This is a genomic window from Priestia sp. SRI_019, assembly GCF_057586255.1.
On the sequence record NZ_JBYCZN010000001.1, the window covers coordinates 197,877 to 224,400 of the forward strand.

General features: G+C 39.2%; 23 protein-coding genes, 1 tRNA gene and 1 other annotated feature. Of the genes, 23 read left to right on the plus strand and 1 reads right to left on the minus strand.

Translation table 11 applies throughout. From position 1 onward, the window contains the following. The first annotated feature begins 6 nt into the window (after window positions 1-6). The 21 genes from AC2YJL_RS00975 (at window position 7) to yihA (ending at window position 23,417) form a co-directional block, all read left to right on the plus strand. A complete protein-coding gene (locus AC2YJL_RS00975) occupies window positions 7-621 on the plus strand; it encodes a PH domain-containing protein (protein WP_487374613.1) in 615 nt (204 codons plus the stop codon). A 186-nt stretch (window positions 622-807) separates the two neighbouring features. Continuing rightward, window positions 808-1,251 carry a MarR family winged helix-turn-helix transcriptional regulator gene (locus AC2YJL_RS00980; RefSeq protein ID WP_013059382.1) on the plus strand — a complete coding sequence of 148 codons (444 nt, stop codon included), beginning with the start codon at window positions 808-810 and terminating at the stop codon, window positions 1,249-1,251. 10 nt (window positions 1,252-1,261) lie between these two features. After that, on the plus strand, window positions 1,262-2,056 hold the full coding sequence (gene racE, locus AC2YJL_RS00985) for a glutamate racemase (RefSeq protein ID WP_013085145.1): 795 nt from the start codon (window positions 1,262-1,264) through the stop codon (window positions 2,054-2,056). Window positions 2,057-2,169: 113 nt separating this feature from the next. Further along, the gene (locus tag AC2YJL_RS00990) at window positions 2,170-3,255 is read left to right on the plus strand and encodes a GerMN domain-containing protein (RefSeq protein WP_487374614.1); all 1,086 of its coding nucleotides are present in this window, start codon (window positions 2,170-2,172) and stop codon (window positions 3,253-3,255) included. A 134-nt stretch (window positions 3,256-3,389) separates the two neighbouring features. Next, entirely contained in the window at window positions 3,390-4,136 is a 747-nt protein-coding gene (gene rph / locus AC2YJL_RS00995) for a ribonuclease PH (protein ID WP_013059379.1), read from the plus strand. 9 nt (window positions 4,137-4,145) lie between these two features. Then, window positions 4,146-4,739, plus strand: a complete 594-nt coding sequence (locus tag AC2YJL_RS01000; RefSeq protein WP_195695847.1) for an XTP/dITP diphosphatase — start codon at window positions 4,146-4,148, stop codon at window positions 4,737-4,739. Window positions 4,740-4,754: 15 nt separating this feature from the next. Next, window positions 4,755-5,267 carry a metallophosphoesterase gene (locus tag AC2YJL_RS01005; protein ID WP_013059377.1) on the plus strand — a complete coding sequence of 171 codons (513 nt, stop codon included), beginning with the start codon at window positions 4,755-4,757 and terminating at the stop codon, window positions 5,265-5,267. Window positions 5,268-5,392: 125 nt separating this feature from the next. After that, window positions 5,393-5,466, plus strand: a tRNA-Arg gene (locus tag AC2YJL_RS01010). Between the two features lie 323 nt (window positions 5,467-5,789). After that, window positions 5,790-6,043, plus strand: a binding site (T-box leader). A 68-nt stretch (window positions 6,044-6,111) separates the two neighbouring features. Next, complete coding sequence (gene ilvB, locus AC2YJL_RS01015) at window positions 6,112-7,839, plus strand: acetolactate synthase large subunit (protein WP_153254654.1); 1,728 nt, start codon at window positions 6,112-6,114, stop codon at window positions 7,837-7,839. Then, a complete protein-coding gene (gene ilvN / locus AC2YJL_RS01020) occupies window positions 7,836-8,348 on the plus strand; it encodes an acetolactate synthase small subunit (RefSeq protein WP_195695848.1) in 513 nt (170 codons plus the stop codon). The genes ilvB and ilvN overlap by 4 nt, the downstream gene beginning before the upstream one ends. A gap of 64 nt (window positions 8,349-8,412) precedes the next feature. Next, window positions 8,413-9,438: a ketol-acid reductoisomerase gene (gene ilvC / locus AC2YJL_RS01025; protein WP_013085141.1), complete on the plus strand. Its 1,026-nt coding sequence runs from the start codon at window positions 8,413-8,415 to the stop codon at window positions 9,436-9,438. Then, window positions 9,425-10,960, plus strand: a complete 1,536-nt coding sequence (locus AC2YJL_RS01030; RefSeq protein ID WP_230933654.1) for a 2-isopropylmalate synthase — start codon at window positions 9,425-9,427, stop codon at window positions 10,958-10,960. Before ilvC ends, AC2YJL_RS01030 begins: the two co-directional genes overlap by 14 nt. Window positions 10,961-10,979: 19 nt before the next feature. Then, on the plus strand, window positions 10,980-12,089 hold the full coding sequence (leuB, locus tag AC2YJL_RS01035) for a 3-isopropylmalate dehydrogenase (RefSeq protein ID WP_013059372.1): 1,110 nt from the start codon (window positions 10,980-10,982) through the stop codon (window positions 12,087-12,089). Between the two features lie 58 nt (window positions 12,090-12,147). After that, window positions 12,148-13,563 (plus strand): 3-isopropylmalate dehydratase large subunit, encoded by a 1,416-nt coding sequence (leuC, locus tag AC2YJL_RS01040; protein WP_195695850.1) that lies wholly within the window; start codon window positions 12,148-12,150, stop codon window positions 13,561-13,563. 14 nt (window positions 13,564-13,577) lie between these two features. After that, window positions 13,578-14,168: a 3-isopropylmalate dehydratase small subunit gene (gene leuD / locus AC2YJL_RS01045; RefSeq protein ID WP_013059370.1), complete on the plus strand. Its 591-nt coding sequence runs from the start codon at window positions 13,578-13,580 to the stop codon at window positions 14,166-14,168. A gap of 101 nt (window positions 14,169-14,269) precedes the next feature. Continuing rightward, on the plus strand, window positions 14,270-15,271 hold the full coding sequence (locus tag AC2YJL_RS01050; protein WP_195695851.1) for a tetratricopeptide repeat protein: 1,002 nt from the start codon (window positions 14,270-14,272) through the stop codon (window positions 15,269-15,271). A 221-nt stretch (window positions 15,272-15,492) separates the two neighbouring features. Then, window positions 15,493-16,779 (plus strand): trigger factor, encoded by a 1,287-nt coding sequence (tig, locus tag AC2YJL_RS01055; protein WP_121946049.1) that lies wholly within the window; start codon window positions 15,493-15,495, stop codon window positions 16,777-16,779. A 384-nt stretch (window positions 16,780-17,163) separates the two neighbouring features. Further along, on the plus strand, window positions 17,164-18,429 hold the full coding sequence (gene clpX / locus AC2YJL_RS01060; protein WP_013059367.1) for an ATP-dependent protease ATP-binding subunit ClpX: 1,266 nt from the start codon (window positions 17,164-17,166) through the stop codon (window positions 18,427-18,429). 152 nt (window positions 18,430-18,581) lie between these two features. Next, on the plus strand, window positions 18,582-20,249 hold the full coding sequence (gene lonB, locus AC2YJL_RS01065) for an ATP-dependent protease LonB (RefSeq protein ID WP_013085136.1): 1,668 nt from the start codon (window positions 18,582-18,584) through the stop codon (window positions 20,247-20,249). A gap of 259 nt (window positions 20,250-20,508) precedes the next feature. Then, entirely contained in the window at window positions 20,509-22,833 is a 2,325-nt protein-coding gene (gene lon / locus AC2YJL_RS01070; RefSeq protein WP_195695852.1) for an endopeptidase La, read from the plus strand. Next, complete coding sequence (yihA, locus tag AC2YJL_RS01075) at window positions 22,830-23,417, plus strand: ribosome biogenesis GTP-binding protein YihA/YsxC (RefSeq protein WP_013059364.1); 588 nt, start codon at window positions 22,830-22,832, stop codon at window positions 23,415-23,417. The genes lon and yihA overlap by 4 nt, the downstream gene beginning before the upstream one ends. Window positions 23,418-23,510: 93 nt before the next feature. On the opposite strand, the gene AC2YJL_RS01080 is transcribed toward yihA, so the two are convergent. Beyond that, window positions 23,511-23,996, minus strand: a complete 486-nt coding sequence (locus AC2YJL_RS01080; protein WP_013059363.1) for a LiaF transmembrane domain-containing protein — start codon at window positions 23,994-23,996, stop codon at window positions 23,511-23,513. A 329-nt stretch (window positions 23,997-24,325) separates the two neighbouring features. Between AC2YJL_RS01080 and hemA the strand changes: the two genes are divergently transcribed. Both hemA and AC2YJL_RS01090 read left to right on the plus strand, forming a co-directional pair. After that, on the plus strand, window positions 24,326-25,666 hold the full coding sequence (gene hemA / locus AC2YJL_RS01085) for a glutamyl-tRNA reductase (protein ID WP_195695853.1): 1,341 nt from the start codon (window positions 24,326-24,328) through the stop codon (window positions 25,664-25,666). Window positions 25,667-25,680: 14 nt separating this feature from the next. Next, window positions 25,681-26,514, plus strand: a complete 834-nt coding sequence (locus AC2YJL_RS01090; protein WP_025750612.1) for a cytochrome C assembly family protein — start codon at window positions 25,681-25,683, stop codon at window positions 26,512-26,514. The last annotated feature ends 10 nt before the right edge of the window (window positions 26,515-26,524 follow it).

Below are 26,524 nucleotides of genomic sequence, written 5' to 3' on the forward strand. Positions count from 1 at the left end.
GGAGAAATGTTTGGAAAAGTAGCTGCTGATGTATTAGGGCTAAGTGATATTGGTTCTGTTATTAAGCCGGTTGATTATGACAAGGTAGATGCAGATGATTACGTTATGCATAAAGAACAAGAAAAAATTTATTTTCTAATCAAATCAAAGTCAGATGAATATTGCTTTACCAATAAAGCGCTCATTCACCTTGATGGAACAAGTGCTACAAGCAAAAAGCGCATGCTTCGCCGCTATAACTACAGCACAAATCACATTTCAAACGTGATGCTAGAAACGGCTGGAACTGTCGATTTAGATGTGGAAATTAAATTTAAAATTGGCTCGGAGACTTTTTCTATCGATGTACACAAAAAGCATATAGAAGAGGTAAAAGATTTATATAAAGCGCTGTTTAAAATGTCTGAAATAACGCGTGAAAATGAAATTGCGCTCGATTTTGCTAAACAAAGTATTCAGCTAGCTTCTTCTACGCTAAGCAGTACAAGAAATACAAGTGGAAGTGTTGCTGGTGAATTTAAAGAAATTAACGAAGCTGCGTTTTCTTGGTTATTAGATAAAAAAACAGCCTACACAACAAAAGATTTCAGCTCAGTTTTCGAGCTGTATATCAATAATTAATAGAAACAGCTGCTCCTTTTATGGAGCAGCTGTTTTTTGATGCTGAACGTTGTAGAATCCTCATGTTAACCTTGAAAAATCACCGAAAAAAGAGCACAATATAAAATAGAAAAGAGAAACAGTAGAGACGGGTTTAACTGAAAGAAATAATAGAAAATAAGACTTATAGGTGGAAAGGATTACGGTATGACAGCAAAAAATAATGAGGATACAGTGGCAGAATTAGAAAAGTCACTTCGACATATTGCAGCGATTGTAAAGCAAAAAGGAAGAGAAATTTTAGAAGACTATACGATTACGCCACCTCAGTTTATTGCTTTGCAGTGGCTGTTTGAACGTGGAGATATGACGATTGGCGATTTATCAAATCGTATTTTTCTCGCTTGTAGTACAACGACAGATTTAGTAGATCGTATGGAAAAAAACAAGTTGGTGGTTCGGGTGAAAGATCCAAAAGACCGCCGCGTAGTACGTATTCATTTGCTTCCTGAAGGAGCACGTGTTATCGAAGAAGTAATTGAAAAGAGACAAACGTATTTAAATGGCGTACTGGCAAACTTCTCTCCGAGTGAAACGGAAGTTTTACGAGTAACGTTACGAAAATTGCATGATGAAATGAAAGAAAAATGAGGCGATTGTTTTGAGTAGACCAATTGGTGTTATAGATTCGGGTGTGGGTGGATTAACGGTAGCAAAGGAAATTATGAGACAGCTTCCGAAAGAACAAATTATGTACATTGGAGATACAGCCCGCTGCCCATACGGTCCTCGTCCTAGTGAAGAAGTACGAGCTTTCACATGGGAGATGACTAATTATTTAATAGCTAAAGATATTAAAATGCTTGTTATTGCGTGCAATACGGCTACGGCAGTTGTATTGGATGAAATTCAAGAACAGCTCGATATTCCGGTTATAGGGGTCATTGAACCAGGATCACGCGCTGCGCTTAAAGTAACTAAAAATCATAAAATAGGCGTAATCGGCACAAACGGAACCGTGAAAAGTCAAGCCTATACACATGCACTCCGCGCTCTTCACACGAGAGTGGAAGTGGAAAATTTGGCATGCCCTTTGTTTGTACCTCTTGTAGAGAGCGGTAATTATGAAGGACCGGAAGCGCAGCGGATTGTAAAAGAAACATTAAAACCTTTTTATCATACAGATATGGATACCCTTATTTTAGGATGTACGCATTATCCGTTATTAAAGCCAGTTATTCAAGAAGCAATTGGGCCTCGAGTTCAGTTAATCAGTTCTGGGGAAGAAACGGCAATAGAGGTAAGTGCCATTCTTTCTTATAGCAATTTACTAGCTCCTAGAAACATGGAGCCTGAACACTACTTCTTTACAACAGGATCAACAGAACTGTTTCAATCTATTGCATCTAAATGGTTTGAGCACCCTGTATATAATGTTGAACATATCAAGCTTTAAAACCGTGCATATTATGCTCGGTTTTTTTTGTGGACAAAAACTTTTTTGAGCTGGTCTAAAATGCAAAAAAGCTCGTATACATAGTAGTACAAACAGTCTGAGGAGGGAAAGGAATGTCTAAAAAGACCCAACTTGTTCTCATATCCGCCGTGGTGACCACATCTGTATTGTTATCCGGCTGTGGACTTTTCGGAGGGGATAACGCAGCAAAGGAAATTGATCCGCCAAAGGATGTCACCTATGTGAAAGATGAAAAATCATTAGCGACTGAAGCGAAAGTAACGGAAGCTAATAAAAAACAAAGTAAAGCGGCAGAAACGTCTGCGCCTACCAAAAGAGAACTCTACTTAATTGATAAAAACGGGTACGTTGTTCCCCAGACGCTTGAAATTCCTAAATCAAAAGGTGTCGCTAAACAGTCTCTTGAATATTTAGTAGAGGGTGGACCGGTCACAAACTTATTGCCAAATAATTTCCGAGCGGTTCTTCCTGCTGATACAAGAGTTTTAGGGACAAAGCTGGAAAGTGACGGCACGATGGTAGCAGATTTTTCACCTGAATTTGCTGAATATAAAAAAGAAGATGAACTCCGTATCCTGCAGGCCGTCACTTGGACGCTGACGCAGTTTGAAGGCGTAAATAAAGTTAAAATTCGCATTAACGGCTATGATAAAGATGAGATGCCTGTAAATCATACGCCAATCAGTAAAGGGTTGAGCAGAGCAGATGGCATTAACTTTGATAATACTGGAGTAGTTGACGTAACTCAAACAAAGCCAGTTACGATTTATTACTTAGCTCAAGAGGACAAACAAACTTACTATGTTCCTGTCACAAAACGAATTGCTTCTGATGACAAAGATATGTACACTGCAATTGTGAACGAACTTGTAGAAGGACCTGCGCCTGCATCAGGTTTAGTGACAGATTTTAATCCCGATGCAAAGCTCGTAGCAGCTCCAAAGTATGCGGACGGTGAGTTAACGCTTAACTTTAATAAAAACATCTTTGGAAATTTAAAAGGCACGGAAATTTCTCAGCGTGTTCTCGACTCCTTGGTGTTATCGCTGACAGAGCAAAAAGCCGTAGACAGCGTTGCCATTAAGGTGAATGGCAAAAAAACGCTAAAAGATGAAAAAGGGAAAAAATTAACGGAACCAGTTTCAAGACCTAAAAATGTGAACACAGGTAGTTTTTAAAAACAAATTTTTGTTATACTAGTAAAGGACTAAGTAGAAAGAGGTCTGCTGAAATAGCGACCTCTTTCCGCTGTTTCATAGTTAAAATGGAAGAGACTATTACATATAAATGAATTTATAGGAGGACATGCTTAATGCGTTTGGACGGCAGGGAATTTAATGAATTGAGACCTGTATCTCTTCATACTTCATACTTAAAGCATCCAGAAGGATCTGTATTAATCTCGGTGGGAGACACAAAGGTTATTTGTACAGCAAGCATAGACGACAGAGTGCCTCCTTTTATGCGTGGACAAGGAAAAGGATGGATTACAGCTGAATATTCTATGCTGCCTCGAGCTACGGCACAAAGAAATATACGTGAATCATCAAAAGGTAAAGTCACAGGACGAACAATGGAAATTCAGCGTCTAATCGGACGAGCTCTTCGTTCTGTAGTCGATCTGGAAAAGGTCGGAGAAAAGACAATTTGGATTGATTGTGATGTTATTCAAGCTGACGGAGGCACAAGAACAGCATCGATTACAGGTGCTTTTGTGGCTATGGTTTTAGCGTTTGGAAAGCTGGTTGAAGAGAACAAGCTAACAGAAATTCCTATTCGTGACTACTTAGCTGCGACTTCAGTAGGTATTCATGGAGAAAATTCGATTTTAGATTTAAATTATGAAGAAGATTCGACAGCGGAAGTTGACATGAATATTGTGATGACAGGAAGCGGACAGTTTGTAGAATTACAGGGAACGGGAGAGGAATCGACGTTTTCGAGAGAACAGTTAAACCATCTTCTAGATTTAGGGGAAAAGGGTGTTTATCAATTGATTGAACAGCAAAAGGAAGTTCTTGATCACCTGGCTGCCTACATTCCGGTTAAAGAAAGGTAAGGGATTAATGTGCGTGAAATCATTATTGCAACTAAAAATGCAGGCAAAGTAAAAGATTTTGAAACACTTTTCTCACCAAAGGGATTTAAAGTAAAATCGCTTCTTGATTTTCCTGAGATTGAAGACGTGGAAGAAACGGGCGTTACATTTGCAGAGAATGCCACGCTAAAAGCAGAGGCCATTTCATCCGCATTAAATAAGCCGGTCATTGCCGATGACTCCGGGCTTGCTATTGACGCCTTAAACGGGGAGCCGGGCGTTTATTCCGCGCGTTATGCTGGTGAAAATAAAGATGATAATGCTAATATAGAGAAGGTACTTCAAAAGTTAAATGACGTGCCGTTTGAAAAGCGCACGGCACGCTTTCACTGTTCTCTTGCCATTGCAGTGCCCGGAAAGAGAACCGAAATTGTAGAAGGCACGTGTAAAGGGCACATCTTGGAAGAAAAAAGAGGGGAAAACGGTTTTGGGTACGATCCCATTTTCTTTGTAGAAAAATGGAGATGCTCCATGGCAGAATTGACCAAAGAGCAAAAAAATCAGATTAGTCACCGAGCAAATGCGTTACAAAAACTAGCACCGCTAATTGATGCGCAATTTTAGAAGGAGTGATGACGTGTGAAACTATTAATTGTAAGCGATAGCCACGGGTTACAAGAAGAACTGCTCACTATCAGAGAGAGACATGCTGATGTAGATAAGATGATCCATTGTGGGGACTCTGAGTTGCCGCAAGACAGCAAAGAAATGTCTGCGTTTTTAGGCGTTCGAGGAAATTGTGACTACGATGCATCTTACGTTAATGATCGAGTAGAGTCGCTTGGAGAAGCTACGTGTCTGGTTACACACGGTCACTTATATAATGTTAAAATGTCTATGATGAATCTGCATTATAAAGCGAGAGAAGTCGGGGCAAACGTTGTTTGTTTTGGGCATTCTCACATAGCGGGAGCTGAGCTCATGGACGGAGTTTTATTTATCAATCCAGGAAGTATGTTACTTCCTCGTATGAGAAAAGAACGTACGTATGCTATACTAGTAATGGATGGTACAGAAGCTACCGTGCAGTTTTACGATATAAGCGGTAAACATATTCCTAGCATGCAGTTAACCTGTACACTTTCAGCATAATATAGCCAAATATAGGGAGAAGAGAAGGTTTTTTACCTCTCTTCTCATAAAATTTCAAAAAAACGTTGACTTTTAAATTATATTTGAATATAATAAGTATTGTCTTTGATACACTTTAATATTATGTCCCAGTAGCTCAGCAGGATAGAGCAACGGCCTTCTAAGCCGTCGGTCGGGAGTTCGAATCTCTCCTGGGACGTCCGGAAAAAACCGGCTTTTACTTTTTAGTAAAAGCCGGTTTTTTATTTATCTTAAAAGTGAATGTTTGTTCATTCAGTGTGTACAAATGAACGTTTCACAAAAACTTTTTGAACTGCTGTAAACCCTTATTACATCAATAATGAAAACGCATTCAAATATTCTGTTTAGTCTAAATTGTCTAAAAAAATCTTGAAAAGTGGTTGACTATGCATAGAAATGGGCGTAAGATAGTCCTCAAATATAAGTTTTCTAAAAATTTTAATTAATTGTAATTAATTTAAAATATGATGTGTAAAGCATTGTTCAAAAAGCATATAGCGTTTTAAAACGTTGAAGAGGATAAGTAGTTTTGATGTTTAGGTATCAACAGAGAGTCGGGTTGCTGGAAGCCGACGTTACCAACTCAAAATGAACTCACCTCAGAGTGTCACCCTGAAATTCAGTAAGGGCGACCGAGTGTACTTCCAAAGCACTCGTTATCAAAAAGAATGTACAGTATACATTCATAAGGTAATCATTACGATTACAAACGAGGGTGGTACCGCGTAAAGTACAAAAGACTTTTCGCCCCTTGACCTATATCATTTGATAGGGTCTATTTAGGGGTGAGAAGTCTTTTTTCTTTTATCTAGAAAACGAAAGGATGAGAAAAGTGGGAGCCAATATGCAAACGAAAGAACCTGTAAGCACTGGGGCACAAATGAATGGAGCTGACATGTTGATTGAATCTCTAAGAAGAGAAAATGTTGACGTCATCTTCGGTTACCCAGGGGGAGCCGTTTTACCGATTTACGATAAGCTATATGGTTCAGGAATGTTTCACGTACTTGCTCGTCACGAACAAGGTGGAATTCACGCAGCAGAAGGGTACGCACGAATTTCAGGCAAACCCGGTGTAGTTATCGCAACAAGTGGTCCTGGTGCAACAAATATCGTAACAGGTTTGGCAGATGCGATGATTGACTCACTTCCTTTAGTTGTTTTTACTGGTCAAGTAGCTTCAAGTGTAATTGGTTCTGACGCGTTCCAAGAAGCAGATGTATTAGGGATCACAATGCCAATTACAAAACATAGCTATCAAGTACGCAATATCAGCGATATGCCGAGAATCATCAAAGAGGCATTTCATATTGCGACAACAGGAAGACCTGGTCCAGTCTTAATCGACATTCCAAAAGATATGGCACAGGGTGATGGAACATTTAATTACGAAGGAGAAATTGATTTACCTGGCTATCAGCCAACTTATTTTCCAAATCAGCTGCAGGTTAAAAAATTAACAGACGCAGTAGCAGCTGCAAAACAACCTGTTATTCTAGCAGGTGCGGGAGTGTTATTGAGTAAAGGTTCAGAAGAATTAAAAAATTATGCTGAACGTCAAAATATTCCGGTTATTAATACGCTTTTAGGGTTGGGCTGTTTTCCTGCAGATCATCCGCTTCATTTAGGAATGGCTGGCATGCACGGAACCTACACAGCAAACATGGCAATTTATGAGAGTGATCTTCTCATTAGTATCGGTGCACGCTTTGATGACCGAGTAACAGGTAACTTGAAGCATTTTGCACCAAATGCAAAAATTGCTCACATTGACATCGACCCAGCGGAAATTGGAAAGAATGTTCCAACCAAGATTCCAATTGTTGGAGATGCGAAAGAAGTATTGAAGCAATTGCTTCTGCAAGAAGGAGAAGTTGGAGATTATACGAAATGGCATGAGAAATTAGCGGCGTGGAAGCAAGAATATCCACTATGGTATCAGAACTCAGGGGATGTGTTAAAACCACAAAAAGTAGTTGAGTTGCTTCACAAGTATACAAATGGAGATGCCGTTGTTACAACGGACGTTGGGCAACATCAAATGTGGGTAGCTCAATACTACACATTTAATAATCCAGATCGATGGGTAACTTCAGGTGGTCTTGGCACTATGGGCTTTGGATTACCTTCTGCAATCGGCGCTCAGCTGGCAAACAAAGATAAAACAGTTGTAGCAGTCGTTGGTGACGGTGGATTTCAAATGACGCTTCAAGAATTAGGAGTTATTAGAGAATTAAATTTACCTGTAAAAGTGGTTGTACTTAACAATCAGTCGCTTGGTATGGTTCGTCAGTGGCAGGAAATCTTCTATGAAGAACGCTACTCACACTCTTTAATTCCGAATCAGCCTAATTTAATGAAGCTTGCAGAAGCTTATGATATCAAAGGTTTACAAGCTTCTACTGAAGAAGAAGCGCATGCGGCTTTGAAAGAAGCAATGGAAACAGATGGACCTGTTCTACTAAATTTCTTTGTCGCACCTAAAGAAAACGTATATCCAATGGTTGCACCTGGAAAAGGATTACATGAAATGGTAGGGGTGAAACCATGAAGCGAATTATTACAGCAACTGTATTAAACCATGCGGGCGTATTAAATCGCGTGACGGGGTTATTCACAAAAAGAAATTTCAATATTGAGAGTATTTCGGTAGGTCACACTGAATCTGAAGATGTATCACGCATGACGTTTGTTGTGAACGTAGAGCATGATAACGCTGCTGAACAAGTGATCAAGCAGTTAAATAAGCAGATCGATGTGTTGAAAGTTCAAGATATTACGGATCAAGCTGTGGTGTCAAGAGAGCTTGCTTTAATGAAAGTAGCCTCTACGCCAGCAAGCCGTAACGAACTTTATGCAGTAATTGAGCCTTTCCGTGCAACCATCATTGATGTAAGCCGCGACAGCTTAATTATTCAAGTAACAGGTGAATCCAGCAAGATTGAAGCGATGATTGATCTGCTTCAGCCTTATGGATTAAAAGAAGTAACGCGCACGGGCACAGTAGCTGTTCCGCGCGGTACGCAAAAAGCCGCAGCCAAACTTTCATCAATCATTTAATTCTAGCTAGTTACTAACCAAGTAAACTATATAAAACTATATAAACTAAGAGGAGAGATTTATTATGACAAAGGTATATTATAACGGAGATGCAAAGGATCAATTATTACAAGGTAAAACAGTAGCAATCGTAGGCTATGGTTCACAAGGTCACGCTCATGCACAAAACTTACGCGACAGCGGAGTAAACGTGGTAGTAGGATTACGTAAAGGTAAATCATGGGACCAAGCAGAGCAAGACGGTTTCACTGTATTATCTGTAAAAGATGCAGTTCAACAAGCGGAAGTAGTAATGGTATTACTTCCAGATGAGTATCAGCCAAAAGTTTATAACGAAGAAATTCTTCCAGGACTAAAACCAGGAAAATCTTTAGTATTTGCTCACGGTTTCAACATTCACTTTAACCAAATCGTAGCACCTGAATTCGTTGACGTATTCTTAGTAGCTCCAAAAGGCCCTGGTCACCTTGTAAGAAGAACGTATGAAGAAGGAGCTGGCGTACCGGCGTTATTCGCAGTATTCCAAGATGTAACTGGCGAAGCAAAAGACGTAGCGTTAGCTTATGCTAAAGCAATCGGTTCAGCTCGTGCGGGTGTGTTAGAAACAACATTTAAAGAAGAAACAGAAACAGATCTTTTCGGTGAGCAAGCAGTACTTTGCGGTGGTTTAACTTCATTAGTTAAAGCTGGTTTTGAAACGCTTGTAGAAGCTGGCTACCAACCGGAAGTTGCATATTTTGAGTGTTTACACGAATTAAAATTAATTGTTGACCTTATGTATGAAGGCGGAATGGAAGGCATGCGTTATTCAATCTCTGATACAGCTCAATGGGGTGACTTCGTTTCAGGACCACGCGTTGTAGATGAGCGTTCAAAAGAACAAATGAAAAAAGTGCTTGAAGATATCCAAACAGGTAAATTTGCAAAAGGCTGGATCTTAGAAAACCAAGCAAATCGTCCGGAATTTACAGCTATCAATAACCGTGAAAACGAACATTTAATTGAAAAAGTTGGCGCTCAATTACGTGAAATGATGCCATTTGTTAAAAAACAAAAGAAAGAAGCGGTGATCGCTAGTGCAAAAAATTAAACTATTTGACACGACGCTACGCGATGGTGAACAGTCACCTGGAGTCAATTTGAACCTACAAGAAAAGCTTGAAATTGCTAAGCAGTTAGAGCGATTAGGTATCGACATCATTGAAGCCGGATTTCCCGCTTCTTCAAAAGGTGATTTTCAATCCGTAAAAGAAATTGCGTCTATTGTCAAAAATTCTTCTGTAACAGGCCTTGCAAGGTCTGTTACAAAAGATATTGACATTGCATGGGAAGCGTTAAAAGAAAGTGCAGAACCAAGACTGCATGTTTTTATCGCTACTTCCGAAATTCATATGCAGCATAAATTGAAAAAAACACCTGATGAAGTACTTGAAACAGCAGTGGAAATGGTGAAGTACGCAAGTGAAAAATTCCCGGTTGTTCAATGGTCTGCTGAAGATGCATGTCGAACAGATTTACCGTTTTTAGCTAGAATTGTAGAAGCCGTTATTGATGCTGGTGCAAAAGTCGTTAATATTCCAGATACAGTAGGATTTATCACTCCTGGTGACTATCAATCAGTATTTAATTACTTAAAAGAACATGTGTCAAATATTCATAAAGTTGATTTGTCAGCTCACTGTCACGATGACTTAGGGCTAGCTGTGGCCAATTCAATGGCTGCGATTGAAGCAGGAGCTACTCAAATTGAAGGAACGATTAACGGAATCGGAGAACGTGCGGGTAACGCAGCTCTTGAAGAAGTAGCACTTGCGCTTCATGTCCGTCAAGATTTCTATCAAGCGAACACAGGTCTTATCTTGCCTGAAATTAAGCGTACGAGTGACATTATCAGTAAGCTTACCGGAATGAATATTGCACCAAATAAAGCAATTGTCGGAAAAAATGCTTTTGCTCATGAATCAGGTATTCACCAAGATGGCGTCTTAAAAAATCCGTTAACATATGAGATTATTTCCCCAGAACTTGTGGGTGTTAAACAAAATCCAATTGTGCTAGGTAAACACTCAGGCCGTCATGCGTTCCGTACACGCTTAGTAGAGCTTGGATTCACATTGGAAGATACAGAAGCAAACGTGCTTTTTGAGAAGTTTAAAGACTTAGCAGATAAGAAAAAAGACATTACCGATGATGATTTATTGGCATTAGTCATTCAAAAGCAAGTTAGCAAAGACAGTGAATATAAGCTTGAAAGTCTGCAAGTTCAGTATGGTACGAACAATATTCCAACGGCTACGATTACGCTTCGCAAAGAAAACGGAGAAGAGATTCAAGAAGCAGCTACGGGATCTGGAAGCGTGGAAGCTATCTATAATACGCTGCAGCGCTGTGTTGAACAAGATGTAAAACTATTAGACTATCGTATTCAGTCTATTAACGGTGGGCCGGACGCACTGGCTGAAGTATTTGTGAAGGTTGAAAGCGAAGGAACTGAAGCAAGCGGACGCGGAGTAGCATTTGACGTATTAGAATCGTCAGCGAAAGCATATCTGAACGCCATTAATCGTTTAATTGCTATTCAGCAGCATCGTACAAAGCAAGAAGTAATGTGAACTGAAGGGAGAGACCACCATGACAAAAAAAGTTGCTGTATTACCGGGTGACGGCGTAGGAACAGAAGTAACCAAGGGCGCTGTTGCCGTTTTAAAAGCAATTGGAGAGCGCTTTGATCATCAATTTGAGTTTACGTATGGACTAATTGGCGGAGCTGCAATTGATGAGGCCGGCACACCTCTTCCAGAAAGTACAATTGAGACTTGTAAGCAGGCAGATGCTGTATTACTTGGATCGGTTGGAGGGCCAAAATGGGATCGTAACCCTTCACATTTGCGACCGGAAAAAGGTTTGCTAGCTATTCGAAAAGAACTGGATTTATATGCTAATCTTCGTCCGGTGACGTTTTATGATAGCTTAGCGGATGCCTCTCCTCTGAAAAAAGAATACATTGAAGGTGTTGACTTCATTATCGTCCGTGAGCTAACAGGAGGCTTATATTTTGGTAAGCCTAGCGAGCGCCGAACAGAAGGAAATGAAGAAACAGTTGTCGACACATTATTTTATAAGCGTACAGAAATAGAAAGAATTATTCGCCAAGCATTTGACACGGCTGTAAATCGACGTAAAAAAGTAACGTCTGTTGATAAAGCGAATGTGCTTGAGTCTAGTAGAGTGTGGCGTGAAGTAGCTGAAGAAGTAGCAAAAGACTACCCGGATGTAGAGCTTGAGCATATGCTTGTAGATTCAGCTGCTATGCAGTTGATTCGTAATCCGAAGTATTTTGATGTAGTGGTAACTGAAAATATGTTTGGTGATATTTTGAGTGATGAGGCTTCTATGCTGACAGGATCGTTAGGAATGTTGCCATCTGCCAGCTTAACGGCTGATGGTCCATCTTTATACGAACCGGTTCACGGTTCTGCACCAGATATTGCTGGTCAAAACAAAGCTAATCCCATTGCTGCTATTTTATCTGCAGCAATGTTGCTTAGACATTCATTTGGATTAGAAAAAGAAGCAGCAGTGATTGAACAAGCGGTTGAAAGTGTATTACATGCAGGTCATCGAACAGCTGACTTAGCAGACGGTAATCATTATTTAGGTACCGATAAAATGGTGGAGGCGATAACTGCGGTAATTGCCAATGATTCTGCCATTTCAAGCATTATGACAGCTTACAGTTAATCATGCGTTTCTCACGTTTTGTGAGAAACGTTTTTCATAATCAGAAAGGAGGAGCAGTATGAAACCAAAAACAATTATTGATAAGCTTTGGGAACAACATGTTGTACGTCGAGAAGAGGGGAAGCCGGACTTATTATATATCGATCTTCATCTTATTCATGAAGTAACGTCTCCTCAAGCATTTGAAGGTCTTCGCGTGGCAAATCGCCAAGTGAAGCGTCCAGACTTAACGTTTGCTACAATGGATCACAACATTCCAACGGTTGACCGTTTTAATATTAAAGATCCGATTGCAAAGAAACAAGTAGACAAACTATCTGAAAACTGTCATGAGTTTGGTGTGAAGCTTTTAGATTTAACAAGTGAAGAGCAAGGAATTGTGCATATCATTGGACCGGAATTAGGATTAACTCAGCCTGGAAAAACCATTGTGTGCGGAGATAGTCATACATCTACTCACGGTGCATTTGGAGCGCTTGCTTTTGGGATAGGAACTAGTGAGGTAGAGCATGTTTTAGCAACACAAACGCTATGGCAAGCGAAACCAAAAACGCTACAAGTGAAAGTAAATGGCAAAAAGCAGCCTGGCGTTTATGCTAAGGACATTGTGTTAGCAATAATTCAAAAATTCGGCGTGAATTTTGGAACGGGTTCAATCGTGGAATTTACGGGCGAATGTATTCGCGATCTTTCAATGGAAGAGCGCATGACCATTTGTAATATGTCTATTGAAGCCGGTGCAAAAGCTGGTTTAATCAGTCCAGACGATGTCACGTTCTCTTATATTAAAGGACGTCAGTATGCTCCTAAAGGAGAACAGTTTGAAAAAGCAGTGGAAGCTTGGGCAGCTTTGGCAACAGATGAAGGTGCAACGTACGATGAAACGCTGGAAATTGATGCAGATACAATTGAACCTGTTGTAACATGGGGAACAAACCCGGCGATGAGTTCTTATGTTAGCAAGCAAGTTCCTACATTAGAAGAGTGTAAAACAGAAGCTGAGAGAAAGTCTTTGTCACGAGCACTTGAGTATATGGGCTTACAGCCTGGCATGGCAATAGAAGAGATTCCAGTTCAGCATGTATTTATCGGTTCATGTACAAATGCTCGTTTGTCTGATCTTCGTGACGTGGCAGCCTTTATTAAAGGAAAGAAAGTGTCACCAGATGTGCGAGCGATCATTGTACCAGGTTCTCAAAAAGTAAAGCGAATGGCTGAAGAAGAAGGTTTATCTGCTATTTTTATTGAAGCAGGTTTTGATTGGAGAGACTCAGGCTGCAGCATGTGTCTAGGCATGAACTCTGACTTAGTTCCACAAGGCGAACACTGTGCGTCCACTTCTAACCGGAATTTTGAAGGACGTCAAGGAAAAGGCGCCAGAACGCATTTAGTAAGCCCGGTAATGGCAGCAGCGGCAGCGGTATATGGACATTTTGTTGATGTACGCAAACTACAAGAACAAGCGGTGCGATAAGGAGGAGAACACAGATGAATGCTTTTACAATCCATACAGGGAAAGTAGCAGGTCTCGACCGAGCAAACGTAGATACTGATCAAATTATCCCAAAGCAATTTTTGAAAAGAATTGAGCGTACTGGCTTTGGCCAATTTCTATTTTTTGATTGGCGATATAATGAAGATGAAACGTTAAATGAAACGTTTGAATTAAATCAGCCTCAAAATCAAGGAGCAACAATTCTTGTAGCTGACGAGAACTTCGGATGTGGTTCGTCACGTGAACACGCTCCATGGGCGCTTTTAGACTACGGGTTTCGTGCTATTATCGCACCTTCATTTGCGGATATTTTTAAACAAAACTGTCTGAAAAATGGTATTTTACCTATTGTTTTACCAAAAGAAGATGTTTCCTATTTGATGAAAGAGTCTCAAAGTGCTTCTTACGCCTGTACAATCGATCTTCATCAGCAAAAAATTACCGATGAAGCAGGTTTTGAACGTACGTTTGATATCAATGGCCATTGGAAATATATGCTTGTTAACGGATATGATGAAATTGGCTATACGCTTTCTTTTGAAGACGACATTTCTGCTTATGAAGCAAAAACGGTGAGATATTAACCAAAAATCGAGCAAAATGATGATTTTGCTCGATTTTTTTGCGTTCCGTTAATTCAATTGCTAAACTGTAAAGCAAATGGACCGCGAAGTGGGGAGAAAACATGTCGAATGAACAACAAAACAAAATTGTAGCTTTTCCTCTATTAAAAGAACGGTTGGTTGAAAAAGCTACAGATCATATGCAGCACAAGCAATTTCAAGAAGCACTTCCTTTATTTGAGCAGGCCTACGAACTTGATAATAAGCATCATGAAATTTTGCTTGGCCTTGTTATTTGTCACGTGGAGCTCGGTGATGCAGGCATAGCTAAGGAATTATGTGAGCAAATGCTGAAAGAAGATATTGGCGATTATTATCATAATTTGCAAATGTACCTCATGGTGTTAATTCAGCTTGGTCACTATCATGAAGGATATGTCACTCTACAAGCAGTTATTCAAGAACACAAACTCCCTTCTGAACATGCTGAACAGCTTTATCAGCTATTGGAGTTCTGCAAGAATAGAATGAATCAAGAACAAGTCATAGAAGAACAAACAGAAGAAGAACAGCTAGAGCAGTTTAAATCATTCACAGCTCTAGACAATATTCAAGATCAGCTTGAATGGGTTCATTCATTAAAAACAAAGAGAATTGAAAAGCAGCGCTTCTTTCTGGAACAGCTATTTTCATCCGAAGCTGTTCACCCTATCGTAAAAACAGTCGCTTTAAAAACAATCATGGAAGAAGAAGTAGACATTGATTTTATGATTACCAAGTTTGGAGAGACGAAAAAAGTAAATGCGCTTCAGCTTCAACGAACAACACCGTATTTGTTTGCTGAGCAAGTAGAAGCGCAGCTGACGGAAAAGCTGGAGCATGAAAATCCTACATTGCTGCAGGTTGCCGTTGAGATATGGCAGCGTCATTTATTTATTACATTTCCATTTTTACCGGGTGATAATGTAAAACTTTGGACAGAAGCGGTGTATGCTGTTAGTCTGATGATGCAAGGAGAAGAGTCAGATGCAGCTGTAGCAGAGAAAGACGGAAGTTTCTCCGCAGCTGAAATAAGAAAGGCAATTAAAGAGCTAAAAGAAATTGAAGAAATTTCTTTTATATAAAATGTGGTGTTTAGTTGAAACGTTATTGTTGTATGTTATAATATAATGGTTGTAAAATGCACTTAAATACGTATAGTAGAATTTCATCTTTACATTACATTCCTACTTACTTTAAAGTAATAGGGAGTTAAATAGATAATGATTGAGGGTTGAACTGATAGGCTATCTGCATTATCTAGTTTAGAAATCACTACTTAAAATGATTTTGGAGGGAAACATTCATGTCTGCAAAATGGGAAAAACAAGAAGGAAATCAAGGCGTTTTAACAGTAGAAGTTGAAGCTGCTGAGTTTGATAAAGCCTTAGATAAAGCATTCACAAAAGTTGTAAAACAAGTAAACGTACCAGGGTTCCGTAAAGGTAAAATGCCTCGTCCACTTTTCGAAAAACGTTTTGGCGTAGAATCTTTATACCAAGATGCACTAGACATCTTATTACCTGAAGCTTACGGCAATGCAATTGTTGAAGCTGGTATCGAACCGGTTGATCGTCCAGAAATCGATGTTGAAACAATCGAAAAAGGACAACCTCTAGTTTTCACTGCTAAAGTAACTGTTAAGCCTGAAGTTAAATTAGGCGAATACAAAAACTTAGAAGTAGAAAAAGTAGATACAACTGTAACAGATGAAGACGTTGAAGCTGAATTAAAAACACTTCAAGAGCGTCACGCTGAACTAGTTGTTAAAGAAGAAGGAACTGTAGCTGAAGGTGATACAGCTGTAATCGACTTTGAAGGTTTCGTTGATGGCGAAGCATTCGAAGGCGGAAAAGGCGAAAACTATTCTTTAGAAATCGGTTCTAACACATTCATCCCTGGCTTTGAAGAGCAACTAGTTGGTCTTGAAGTAGGCGCTGAAAAAGAAGTGGAAGTAACATTCCCTGAAGAGTATCACGCTGAAGAGCTAGCTGGTAAAGCTGCTAAATTCAAAGTGAAATTACACGAAATCAAATCTAAAGAGCTTCCAGCTTTAGACGATGAGTTTGCAAAAGACGTAGATGAAGAAGTAGAAACTTTAGAAGCGTTAAAAGCAAAAACAAAAGAAAAATTACAAAGCGATAAAGAGAATCAAGCGGAATCAGCTCTTCGCGACACTTTAGTAGAAAAAGCTGCTGAAAACGCTGAAGTAGAAATTCCAGAAGCAATGTTCAATACTGAAATGGATCGTATGATGCAAGAGTTTGAACAACGTTTACAAATGCAAGGTCTTAACCTTGAACTTTACTTCCAATTCTCAGGTCAAGATGAAAAAGCTCTTCGCGACCAAATGCGTCCGGATGCTGAAAAGCGTGTGAAAATCAACTTAACGCTAGAAGCTATTTCAAAAGCTGAAAATCTTGAAGTAAGCGAAGAAGAAGTAGAAAAAGAATTAGAAAACATGGCAGGAATGTACAACATGCCTGTCGAAGAAATTAAGAAAGTGCTTGGCAGTCTTGATAGCATTAAAGAAGACATGAAAGTACGTAAAGCAGTTGAATTTCTTGTAGAAAACAGCAAAGCTGTTGCATAATAGTAAGTAAGAAACAAGGCGCGACTTGATCGTGCCTTGTTTTATAAACTTCAATAGTTTTTTTATATCATAACCAACACCGTAGAAGCAGCTTTAACCCATTGTTTGAAATCCGTGGTTATGAAATAGGCCCAATAAGAGGACACTATATAATAGCAGATCTCCATTCTGTTATGCTCATCAACAACATATACATAAAACGTTTTAGTATCTATTCAAGAAAATGTATGGTAAAATGCAATACAAATCTTTTCATAGCGCTTTTACTATGTAATAAAGAGGGGCATTTACCTACAAATAGATGAGTTGTTCATGTTGTTGGGCTATAGCGCGGATAGAAATCAGCTTCGAGCACTTTAGTAAATACTACAAGGGGTGAAAATTATGTTTAAATTTAACGATGAAAAAGGGCAGTTAAAATGCTCATTTTGTGGTAAAACACAAGAACAAGTACGCAAGTTAGTTGCGGGTCCAGGTGTTTACATATGCGATGAATGTATTGAACTTTGCACGGAAATCGTAGAAGAAGAGTTAGGTACAGAAGAAGAAGTAGAATTTAAAGATGTACCAAAACCAAAAGAAATTCGTGACATTTTAGATGAGTATGTAATTGGTCAAGAGGATGCGAAAAAATCGTTATCCGTTGCGGTATACAACCATTACAAACGAATCAATTCAAACAGTAAAATTGATGACGTTGAGTTATCAAAAAGTAATATTGCATTAATTGGACCTACAGGAAGTGGTAAAACTTTACTAGCTCAAACATTGGCTCGTATTTTAAACGTACCGTTTGCGATTGCAGATGCAACATCTCTAACAGAAGCGGGTTATGTAGGAGAAGATGTTGAAAACATCTTATTAAAATTAATTCAATCAGCTGATTACGATGTGGAGAAAGCTGAAAAAGGTATCATCTACATCGATGAAATTGATAAAGTAGCGCGTAAGTCTGAAAACCCATCTATTACACGTGATGTATCAGGTGAAGGTGTGCAGCAGGCTCTTCTTAAAATCTTAGAAGGTACTGTAGCAAGCGTTCCTCCTCAAGGTGGACGTAAACACCCTCATCAAGAATTTATTCAAATTGATACAACAAATATCTTATTTATTTGCGGTGGTGCATTTGACGGAATCGAACCTATTATTAAGCGTCGTCTAGGTAAAAAAGTAATTGGTTTCGGTTCAGAAACAAAACAACAAGACTTTACAGAAAAAGAGTTACTAGCAAAAGTATTACCGGAAGATTTATTAAAATTTGGTTTAATTCCAGAGTTTATTGGTCGTTTACCGGTTACTGCTAGCTTAGTGCCTCTTGATGAAGAAGCGCTAGTTGAGATTTTAACAAAACCGAAAAATGCACTAGTGAAACAATATCAAAAAATGCTTGAACTTGATGACGTTGAACTTGAGTTCGAAGACGAGGCTTTAGTAGAAATTTCTAAAAAAGCAATCGAGCGTAAAACAGGTGCTCGTGGTCTACGTTCAATCATTGAAGGTATTATGTTAGATGTAATGTTTGATCTTCCTTCACGTGATGATATTACAAAATGTATTATCACAGGTGAAACTGTTCGTGATCAAGCGGCTCCTAAGTTCGTATTAGAAGACGGATCTACTATTCAAGAAGGCAGCAAAACATCAGCATAAAAAAAGCCGGGTACTCAATTTGAGTACCCGGCTTTTTTCTGGTGATGAAGCACAACTAAATTTTACTTTTTACTAGAATCTTGTTTATTCCTACTGCTGCAGGGAGATAATAACTGATAATTATCTTACTAAACTGCGCAGGAGGTTTATCTATGAACTGGACGAATATTGCCTTAATGGTCCAACTCTTTTTTGGTATCATCATTGGCTTATATTTTTGGAATTTATTACGCAATCAGCGTACGCAAAAAGTCTCAATTGACCGGGATTCAAAGAAAGAAATGGAGCAATTGCAGAAAATGAGAGCCATCTCTTTAACTGAGCCGCTTGCCGAACGTGTAAGGCCGTCTAGCTTCTCCGATATTGTCGGACAAGAGGATGGAATTCGGTCACTAAAGGCTGCCCTTTGCGGTCCTAATCCACAGCACGTGATTGTATACGGGCCGCCTGGAGTAGGAAAAACGGCAGCAGCACGTTTAGTGTTAGAAGAAGCAAAAAAAAATAAAAAATCACCTTTTAAACAATCGGCTGTATTTGTAGAGTTAGATGCAACTACGGCGCGTTTTGATGAGCGAGGCATTGCTGATCCTTTGATTGGGTCAGTTCATGATCCTATTTACCAAGGAGCAGGTGCCATGGGTCAAGCTGGAATTCCGCAGCCAAAACAAGGAGCGGTTACAGATGCACACGGGGGAATTTTATTTATTGATGAAATTGGAGAGCTCCATCCTATTCAGATGAATAAGCTGTTAAAGGTTCTAGAAGATCGAAAAGTGTTTATGGAAAGCGCCTATTACAGCGAAGAAAACACACAAATCCCGACACATATTCACGATATTTTTCAAAATGGGTTGCCAGCAGACTTTCGTTTGATTGGTGCGACGACTAGAACACCTAATGAAATTCCGCCTGCCATTCGTTCCAGATGCGTAGAGGTATTTTTCCGTGAGCTTGATCGCGACGAAATTATTACAGTTGCAAAAAAAGCAGCAAATAAAGTAAGAATGGATATATCAGAAGAAGGTTTATCTCTGTTTTCTACATATGCACGCAATGGACGTGAAACGGTTAATATGATGCAAATTGCGGCTGGATTAGCGATATCAGAGGAACGAACGGATATTAAAAATGAAGATATTGAATGGATTGTTCATTCTAGTCAACTATCTCCAAGACACGATCCGAAAATTGCAGATGAGGAAAAAGTGGGACTTATTAATGGATTAGCCGTTTACGGGCCCAACTCTGGAGCACTTTTAGAAATTGAAGTCAAAGCGATTCCTGCAAAAGAGAAAGGGAACATTATTATTACGGGTATCGTTGAAGAGGAAAGTATAGGGACTCAAGGGAAGTCTATTCGCCGTAAAAGTATGGCTAAAAGCTCAATTGAAAATGTCATAACGGTTCTTCGCTCAATGGATGTTCCTGCCGATGAGTATGATATTCATGTAAACTTTCCGGGAGGCGTTCCGATTGATGGACCTTCTGCGGGTATTGCTATGGCAACAGGTATCTACTCAGCGATTTATGAAGTGCCAATTAAACATACGGTAGCAATGACAGGAGAAATTGGTCTGCATGGTAACGTAAAGCCAATTGGCGGCGTGATTCCAAAAATCAAGGCAGCCAAACAAGCAGGCGTTCAGACGGTGATTGTGCCAAAAGAAAATATGAATGCAATGGTAGAAAAGGTAAAAGGTATCGACATTATTCCTGTCCATCATTTAACGGAGGTGTTTGAACAAGCGCTATTGTCTGTACATGAGCATGTTGCACATTTGTCGGTAGATCCAGCTATTTCAACTAGAGAATCTAGCTAATTCTATCATGATAATTAAAAATTAATGGTCAGATGAATATTCATCGCCTTTTTCGCGTATAAAACCTTTATACACAGCCAACGAAAAAGGCGTTTTTTTATGAAAAGAGCTTAAAAAGATATATTTTGCCTTTTAATTCTTTCTCATGGTACAATTAGTAATTACTATTGTTAGACATGTGTATACAAATGAGATAAAATTGTTAAAAGAATTCACACTTTACATACTTTAATTGACGAGCATTGGAGGTGTTCATTGCATGGCAGAAAAAGAAAAATTGACAATGCCGCTATTGCCTTTACGAGGTTTGATCGTCTATCCGACAATGGTGCTTCATTTAGATGTTGGGCGAGATAAATCTGTGCAAGCATTAGAAAAAGCAATGATGGATGATCACTTAGTTTGTTTAGTATCACAAAAAGATATGGGTATTGATGAACCAACAAAAGAGGATTTATATAGAACCGGTACGTTAGCAAAAATTAAACAAATGCTAAAGCTGCCGAATGGAACGATGCGTGTCTTAGTAGAAGGACTAAATCGCGTAAACGTTACAGAATTTGAAGACAGCGAAGAATATTTTGTTGTGCACGTGGAAAAGCAAAACGAAGAACATCAGGTTGATGTAGAAGATAAAGCGCTGATGCGCACGCTTTTAGACTATTTCGAACAATACATAAAACTTTCCAAAAAGGTGTCCGTTGAAACTCTTTCAACCGTAAGCGACATTGAAGAACCAGGAAGATTAGCGGATATTGTAGCCTCTCATTTACCAATAAAAATTCAGCTTAAACAAGAAATTTTAGAAATAACTGATGTGAAGGAAAGATTAAATACGATCATTTCTCATATTCAAGACGAGCAAGAAGTTTTGCAGCTGGAGAAAAAAATTGGACAGCGTGTAAAGAAATCGATGGAACGCACTCAGAAAGAGTATTATCTTCGTGAGCAAATGAAGGCGATTCAAAAAGAGCTTGGAGACAAAGAAGGAAAGACGGGAGAAGTAGCAACACTTCGCGAAAAAATTGAAGCAAGTGGGATGACGGACCATGTCAAACAAGTGGCGTTTAAAGAATTGGATCGCTATGAAAAAATTCCTGCTACCTCCGCTGAAAGCTCAGTCATTCGAAATTATATCGAGTGGTTGATTGCGCTACCTTGGACAAATGAAACGGAAGATACGCTCAATATTCATAATGCTGAACAAGTGCTGAACGATGAGCACTATGGCCTTGAAAAAGTGAAGGAACGCGTATTGGAATATCTAGCTGTGCAGCAGTTGACAAAATCTCTTAAAGGCCCTATTTTATGTTTAGCAGGACCTCCTGGCGTAGGGAAAACATCCCTAGCCCGTTCAATTGCCACGTCTCTAGATCGTCATTTTGTACGAGTGTCTCTAGGCGGCGTGAGAGATGAGTCAGAAATCCGCGGTCATCGTCGCACGTACGTGGGAGCTATGCCTGGACGCATTATTCAAGGAATGAAAAAAGCAGGAACGATTAATCCGGTATTTCTGCTTGATGAAATCGATAAAATGTCAAATGATTTCCGAGGAGACCCGTCTTCTGCTTTGTTAGAAGTATTGGATCCTGAACAAAACTATAATTTCAGCGATCACTATATAGAAGAAACGTATGATTTATCAAAAGTGATGTTCGTGGCTACAGCTAATAACTTAGCTACGATTCCGGGGCCCCTGCGTGATCGAATGGAAATTATTCAAATTGCTGGTTACACGGAGCTGGAAAAGCTTGAAATCGCGAAGCGTCACCTATTGCTGCGTCAGCTAGAAAATCACGGACTGCAAAAGGGCAATTTGCAGATTCGCGATGACGCGTTAACAGCAATCATCCGTTTATATACGAGAGAAGCTGGTGTTCGTAACCTTGAACGCGAAATTGCTTCCATTTGTCGAAAAGCAGCTCGCATCGTAGTCTCTGGCGAGAAAAAACGCGTGGTGGTGACGGCCAAAACGCTTGAAGAATTCCTTGGTAAGCCTAGGTTCCGTTACGGACAGGCTGAGACGGAAGATCAAGTCGGCGTTGCTACAGGTCTTGCTTACACAACTGTAGGAGGAGACACGCTAGCCATTGAAGTAAGCTTGTCCCCTGGTAAAGGAAGACTAGTGCTAACTGGAAAGCTTGGAGACGTGATGAAAGAATCAGCTCAGGCAGCATTTAGCTACGTGCGTTCAAATGCAGAGAAACTCGGAATTGATGAAAAGTTTTATGAAAAACATGATATTCATATCCATGTTCCAGAAGGAGCTGTACCAAAGGATGGACCTTCTGCAGGAATTACCATTGCCACTGCTCTAGTATCAGCACTAACGGGTAAACCAGTGCGTAGAGAAGTAGGAATGACAGGAGAAATTACACTAAGAGGTCGCGTATTACCAATCGGCGGTTTAAAAGAAAAGTCACTTAGTGCACATCGTGCCGGATTAACTAAAATATTAATCCCTCATGATAATGAACGTGATATTGAAGATATCCCTGACAGTGTACAAGAGGAATTAGACATCGTTCTTGTGTCACATGTGGACCAAGTATTGGAACATGCGCTAGTAGGAGAGGTAAAATGAAAGTAACTCAAGCCGATATTGTTATCAGTGCCGTACGCCCTGAACAATATCCTAAAGAAAACCTGCCAGAGTTTGCGTTAGCAGGCCGTTCAAATGTAGGAAAATCATCTTTTATTAATAAGATGCTCAATCGCAAAAGCTTAGCGCGTACGTCGTCTAAGCCTGGAAAAACTCAAACGCTTAACTTCTTTTTAATTAATGAAATCCTTCACTTTGTAGACGTACCTGGCTACGGATTTGCAAAAGTGTCTAAAAAAGAGCGTGAAGCATGGGGGAAAATGATTGAAACGTATTTAACAAATCGTGAGCAGCTTAAAGCTGTGTTAATGATTGTTGATCTACGCCATGCCCCTTCAAAGGATGACGTTATGATGTATGAGTTTTTGAAGCACCATGACCTTCCCGTTATGGTTATTGCAACGAAAGCTGATAAAATTCCCAAAGGAAAATGGCAAAAGCACTTAAAAGTAGTGAGAGAAACGCTGGACTTGGATCCAAATGATGAATTAATTCATTTCTCATCTGAAACAGGTGAAGGAAAAGATAAAGCGTGGAAATCTTTGCAGTATCGCATGACTCACTAAACAAAGGAATAGAATCTAAAAAAATGGAACGTTTATCATCACTCTAACAGGAAGTGAGTCAAACGTTCCATTTTTTTAACTTGTTTACATAGATTACTTTCGTTTGAAAAATAATAAATATAGCCCAACTAGTAACAATAAAATAGGCCAGAAGGTTGTTAAATAATTTACGCCGTCTTCAACTTTTGGCAAAAATAGTTTAAGACGGTCTGAAAACATCATTAAAATGGCAATAATTAAAAGGGTGCCGCCTTGGAAAAAGCCTGATTTGGCTTTTCTAGCACTAAGTAAAAAGCTAATGGCCACCATAAAAACGACCATGCTAATATTCGTAGGCCAAAAGGGAATTTGTTCACTTACATAGAAATGAATACCTAAAGTGATTAATATGTAGCTTGCAAGCAAGTTTGAATGATCTTGAGATAAAGCAGACTCAGTTAACAGGGCTGCTCCTATTAAAATTAACAGTACAGGCCACGTGTATACCTTTGCTGCAATGCTCATATGTAGTTCATTCAGTAAGAAAAAGATTCCAAATCCAACTAGTAAGACACCAAAAAACATTGATTGCTTTTTCATAGTAACCTCCAGGTGTTTCAAAACAGAAAACGTGATAAAACGCTGCTTTTTTGATACAATTTATTACGGAATAACAGTTAATATCTTAACACATGTTTTCAAAGACTGTTCACATTTTTTTTTCGAATGACTTATAGAACATGTTATAATAGTTAGAGATAAGGCGAAGCTTACACTTGTGTAATGTCCGCCGTTTTTTACGAATAGTAGAATGAAGAACGCCGGATTTTACGGGCAGTTATCTCACTGTAGCTCTTTGGAAATTTAGGGGTTACTGCCCGTCAAATTCGGATAAATAAGCACATTTCAATTATAGGGGGTATGTACAAATGCATATTATAGCAGTCGGCTTAAACTTTCGAACAGCCCCTGTTGAAATAAGAGAAAAGCTGAGTTTTAATGAGCAAGAACTAGCATCTGCCATGAAAACGTTAAGCGGCCAAAAAAGTATTTTGGAAAACATCATTGTTTCAACATGCAATCGTACGGAAATTTATGCTGTTGTTGATCAATTACACACGGGCCGTTATTATGTAAAAGCATTTTTAGCTGAATGGTTCGGAATAGATAAAGAAGAGTTTTCGCCTTATTTAACCATCTATGAAAATGATGGAGCCATCGAACATTTATACCGAGTAGCATGTGGATTAGATTCAATGGTGATTGGTGAAACACAAATTCTTGGACAAGTGCGTTCAAGCTTTTTGCTTGCTCAAGAAGAAGAAACAATTGGAACGGTTTTTAATCAGCTGTTTAAACAAGCTGTGACATTAGCCAAAAAAGCTCATCATGAAACAGAAATTGGTGCGAATGCAGTTTCTGTCAGCTATGCAGCCGTAGAGCTTGCTAAAAAGATTTTTGGAGACTTATCATCCAAACATGTGTTGATTCTTGGTGCGGGAAAAATGGGTCAGCTTGCCGTACAGAATTTATATGGCAGCGGAGCTAAAAAAGTAACGGTAGTGAATCGAACATTTGAAAAGGCACAAGAGCTAGCAAACCGTTTTGCTGGAGAAGCGAAACCATTTGCTGATCTTCAACATGCTTTAAGCGAAGCAGATATCTTAATTAGTTCAACAGGAGCTAATGACTATGTAGTAACGAAACAAATGATGAGTGAAGCCGAGCGTACGCGTAAAGGTCGTCCATTGTTTATGGTAGACATCGCCGTTCCGCGTGACTTAGATCCAGAACTAGATGAGCTAGAGACGGTCTTTTTATACGATATCGACGATTTAAACGGGATTGTAGAATCCAATTTGCAAGAGCGTCAAAAAGCTGCGGATGAAATTGAAATTATGCTTGAAGCTGAAATTGTTGCTTTCAAGTCTTGGCTTGGTACATTAGGCGTTGTGCCTGTTATTTCTGCACTTCGTCAAAAAGCACTTGCCATTCAAGCTGAAACGATGAAAAGCATTGATCGTAAGCTTCCAGATTTATCTGAGCGTGAGCGCAAAGTTTTAAATAAACATACAAAAAGTATAATTAATCAACTTCTTCGCGATCCAATTTTACACGCGAAAGAATTGGCTGGAGAGAAACATGCTGAAGAGTCTTTAGAGCTGTTCATGAAGATTTTTAATATTGAACAGGAAGTTGCTTTGCAAAAAGAAAAAGAAGAGCAGCTTCGTACATCGATTACGTCTCATTCAGTAGCTTATCAGTCTTAAGTGAGGATGGAATAATGGTTGATATGGAATTAACCAGAATCTATGAATTGATTGTGATTTTATACGCCGCGAGCGTTTTATTATATTTTATTGATTTTGTACAAAATAACCGGAAGGCAAACTCGATAGCCTTCTGGTTACTTTCTATTGTGTGGGTTTTGCAAACAGCCTTTTTAATTTTACGAATGTTTGAGACGGGAAGGTTTCCTATTCTTACCGTTTCTGAAGGGCTGTATTTTTACGCGTGGGTGTTAATTACTCTTTCACTTGTGATTAATCGCCTGTTCCGCGTTGATTTTATGGTGTTTTTTACAAATGTGATTGGTTTCTTAATTATGGCTATTCATACGTTTGCTCCACTTGAAACATACACTGCTGTCCAGTCGGAGCGCCTTGTGTCAGAATTATTAATCATTCATATTACTATGGCTATTTTATCTTACGGCGCTTTTTCAGTCTCTTTTGTTTTTTCCGCTCTGTATCTTGTTCAGTATAATTTATTGAAAAAGAAGAAATGGGGCAAGCGCTTGCTAAGAATTGAAGATTTAACAAAGCTAGATTACATGTCCTATGTATTAATTTTAATTGGTGTACCGCTGTTATTGCTTTCGTTAATCTTAGGAATCATATGGGCTTATATTAAATACGTAGATTTTCATTGGTACGATACAAAAGTGTTAGGTTCATTTTTAATGTTTGTTGCATACAGCGCTTACTTGTATGCTAGACTGCGTAGAGGTATTCAAGGAAAGGCAATCGCAATGTGGAATATTGGATTGTTCTTAGTCTTACTTATTAATTTCTTTTTATTTGGCAGTTTATCGAATTTTCACTTTTGGGGTTCGTAATTAGGAGGAC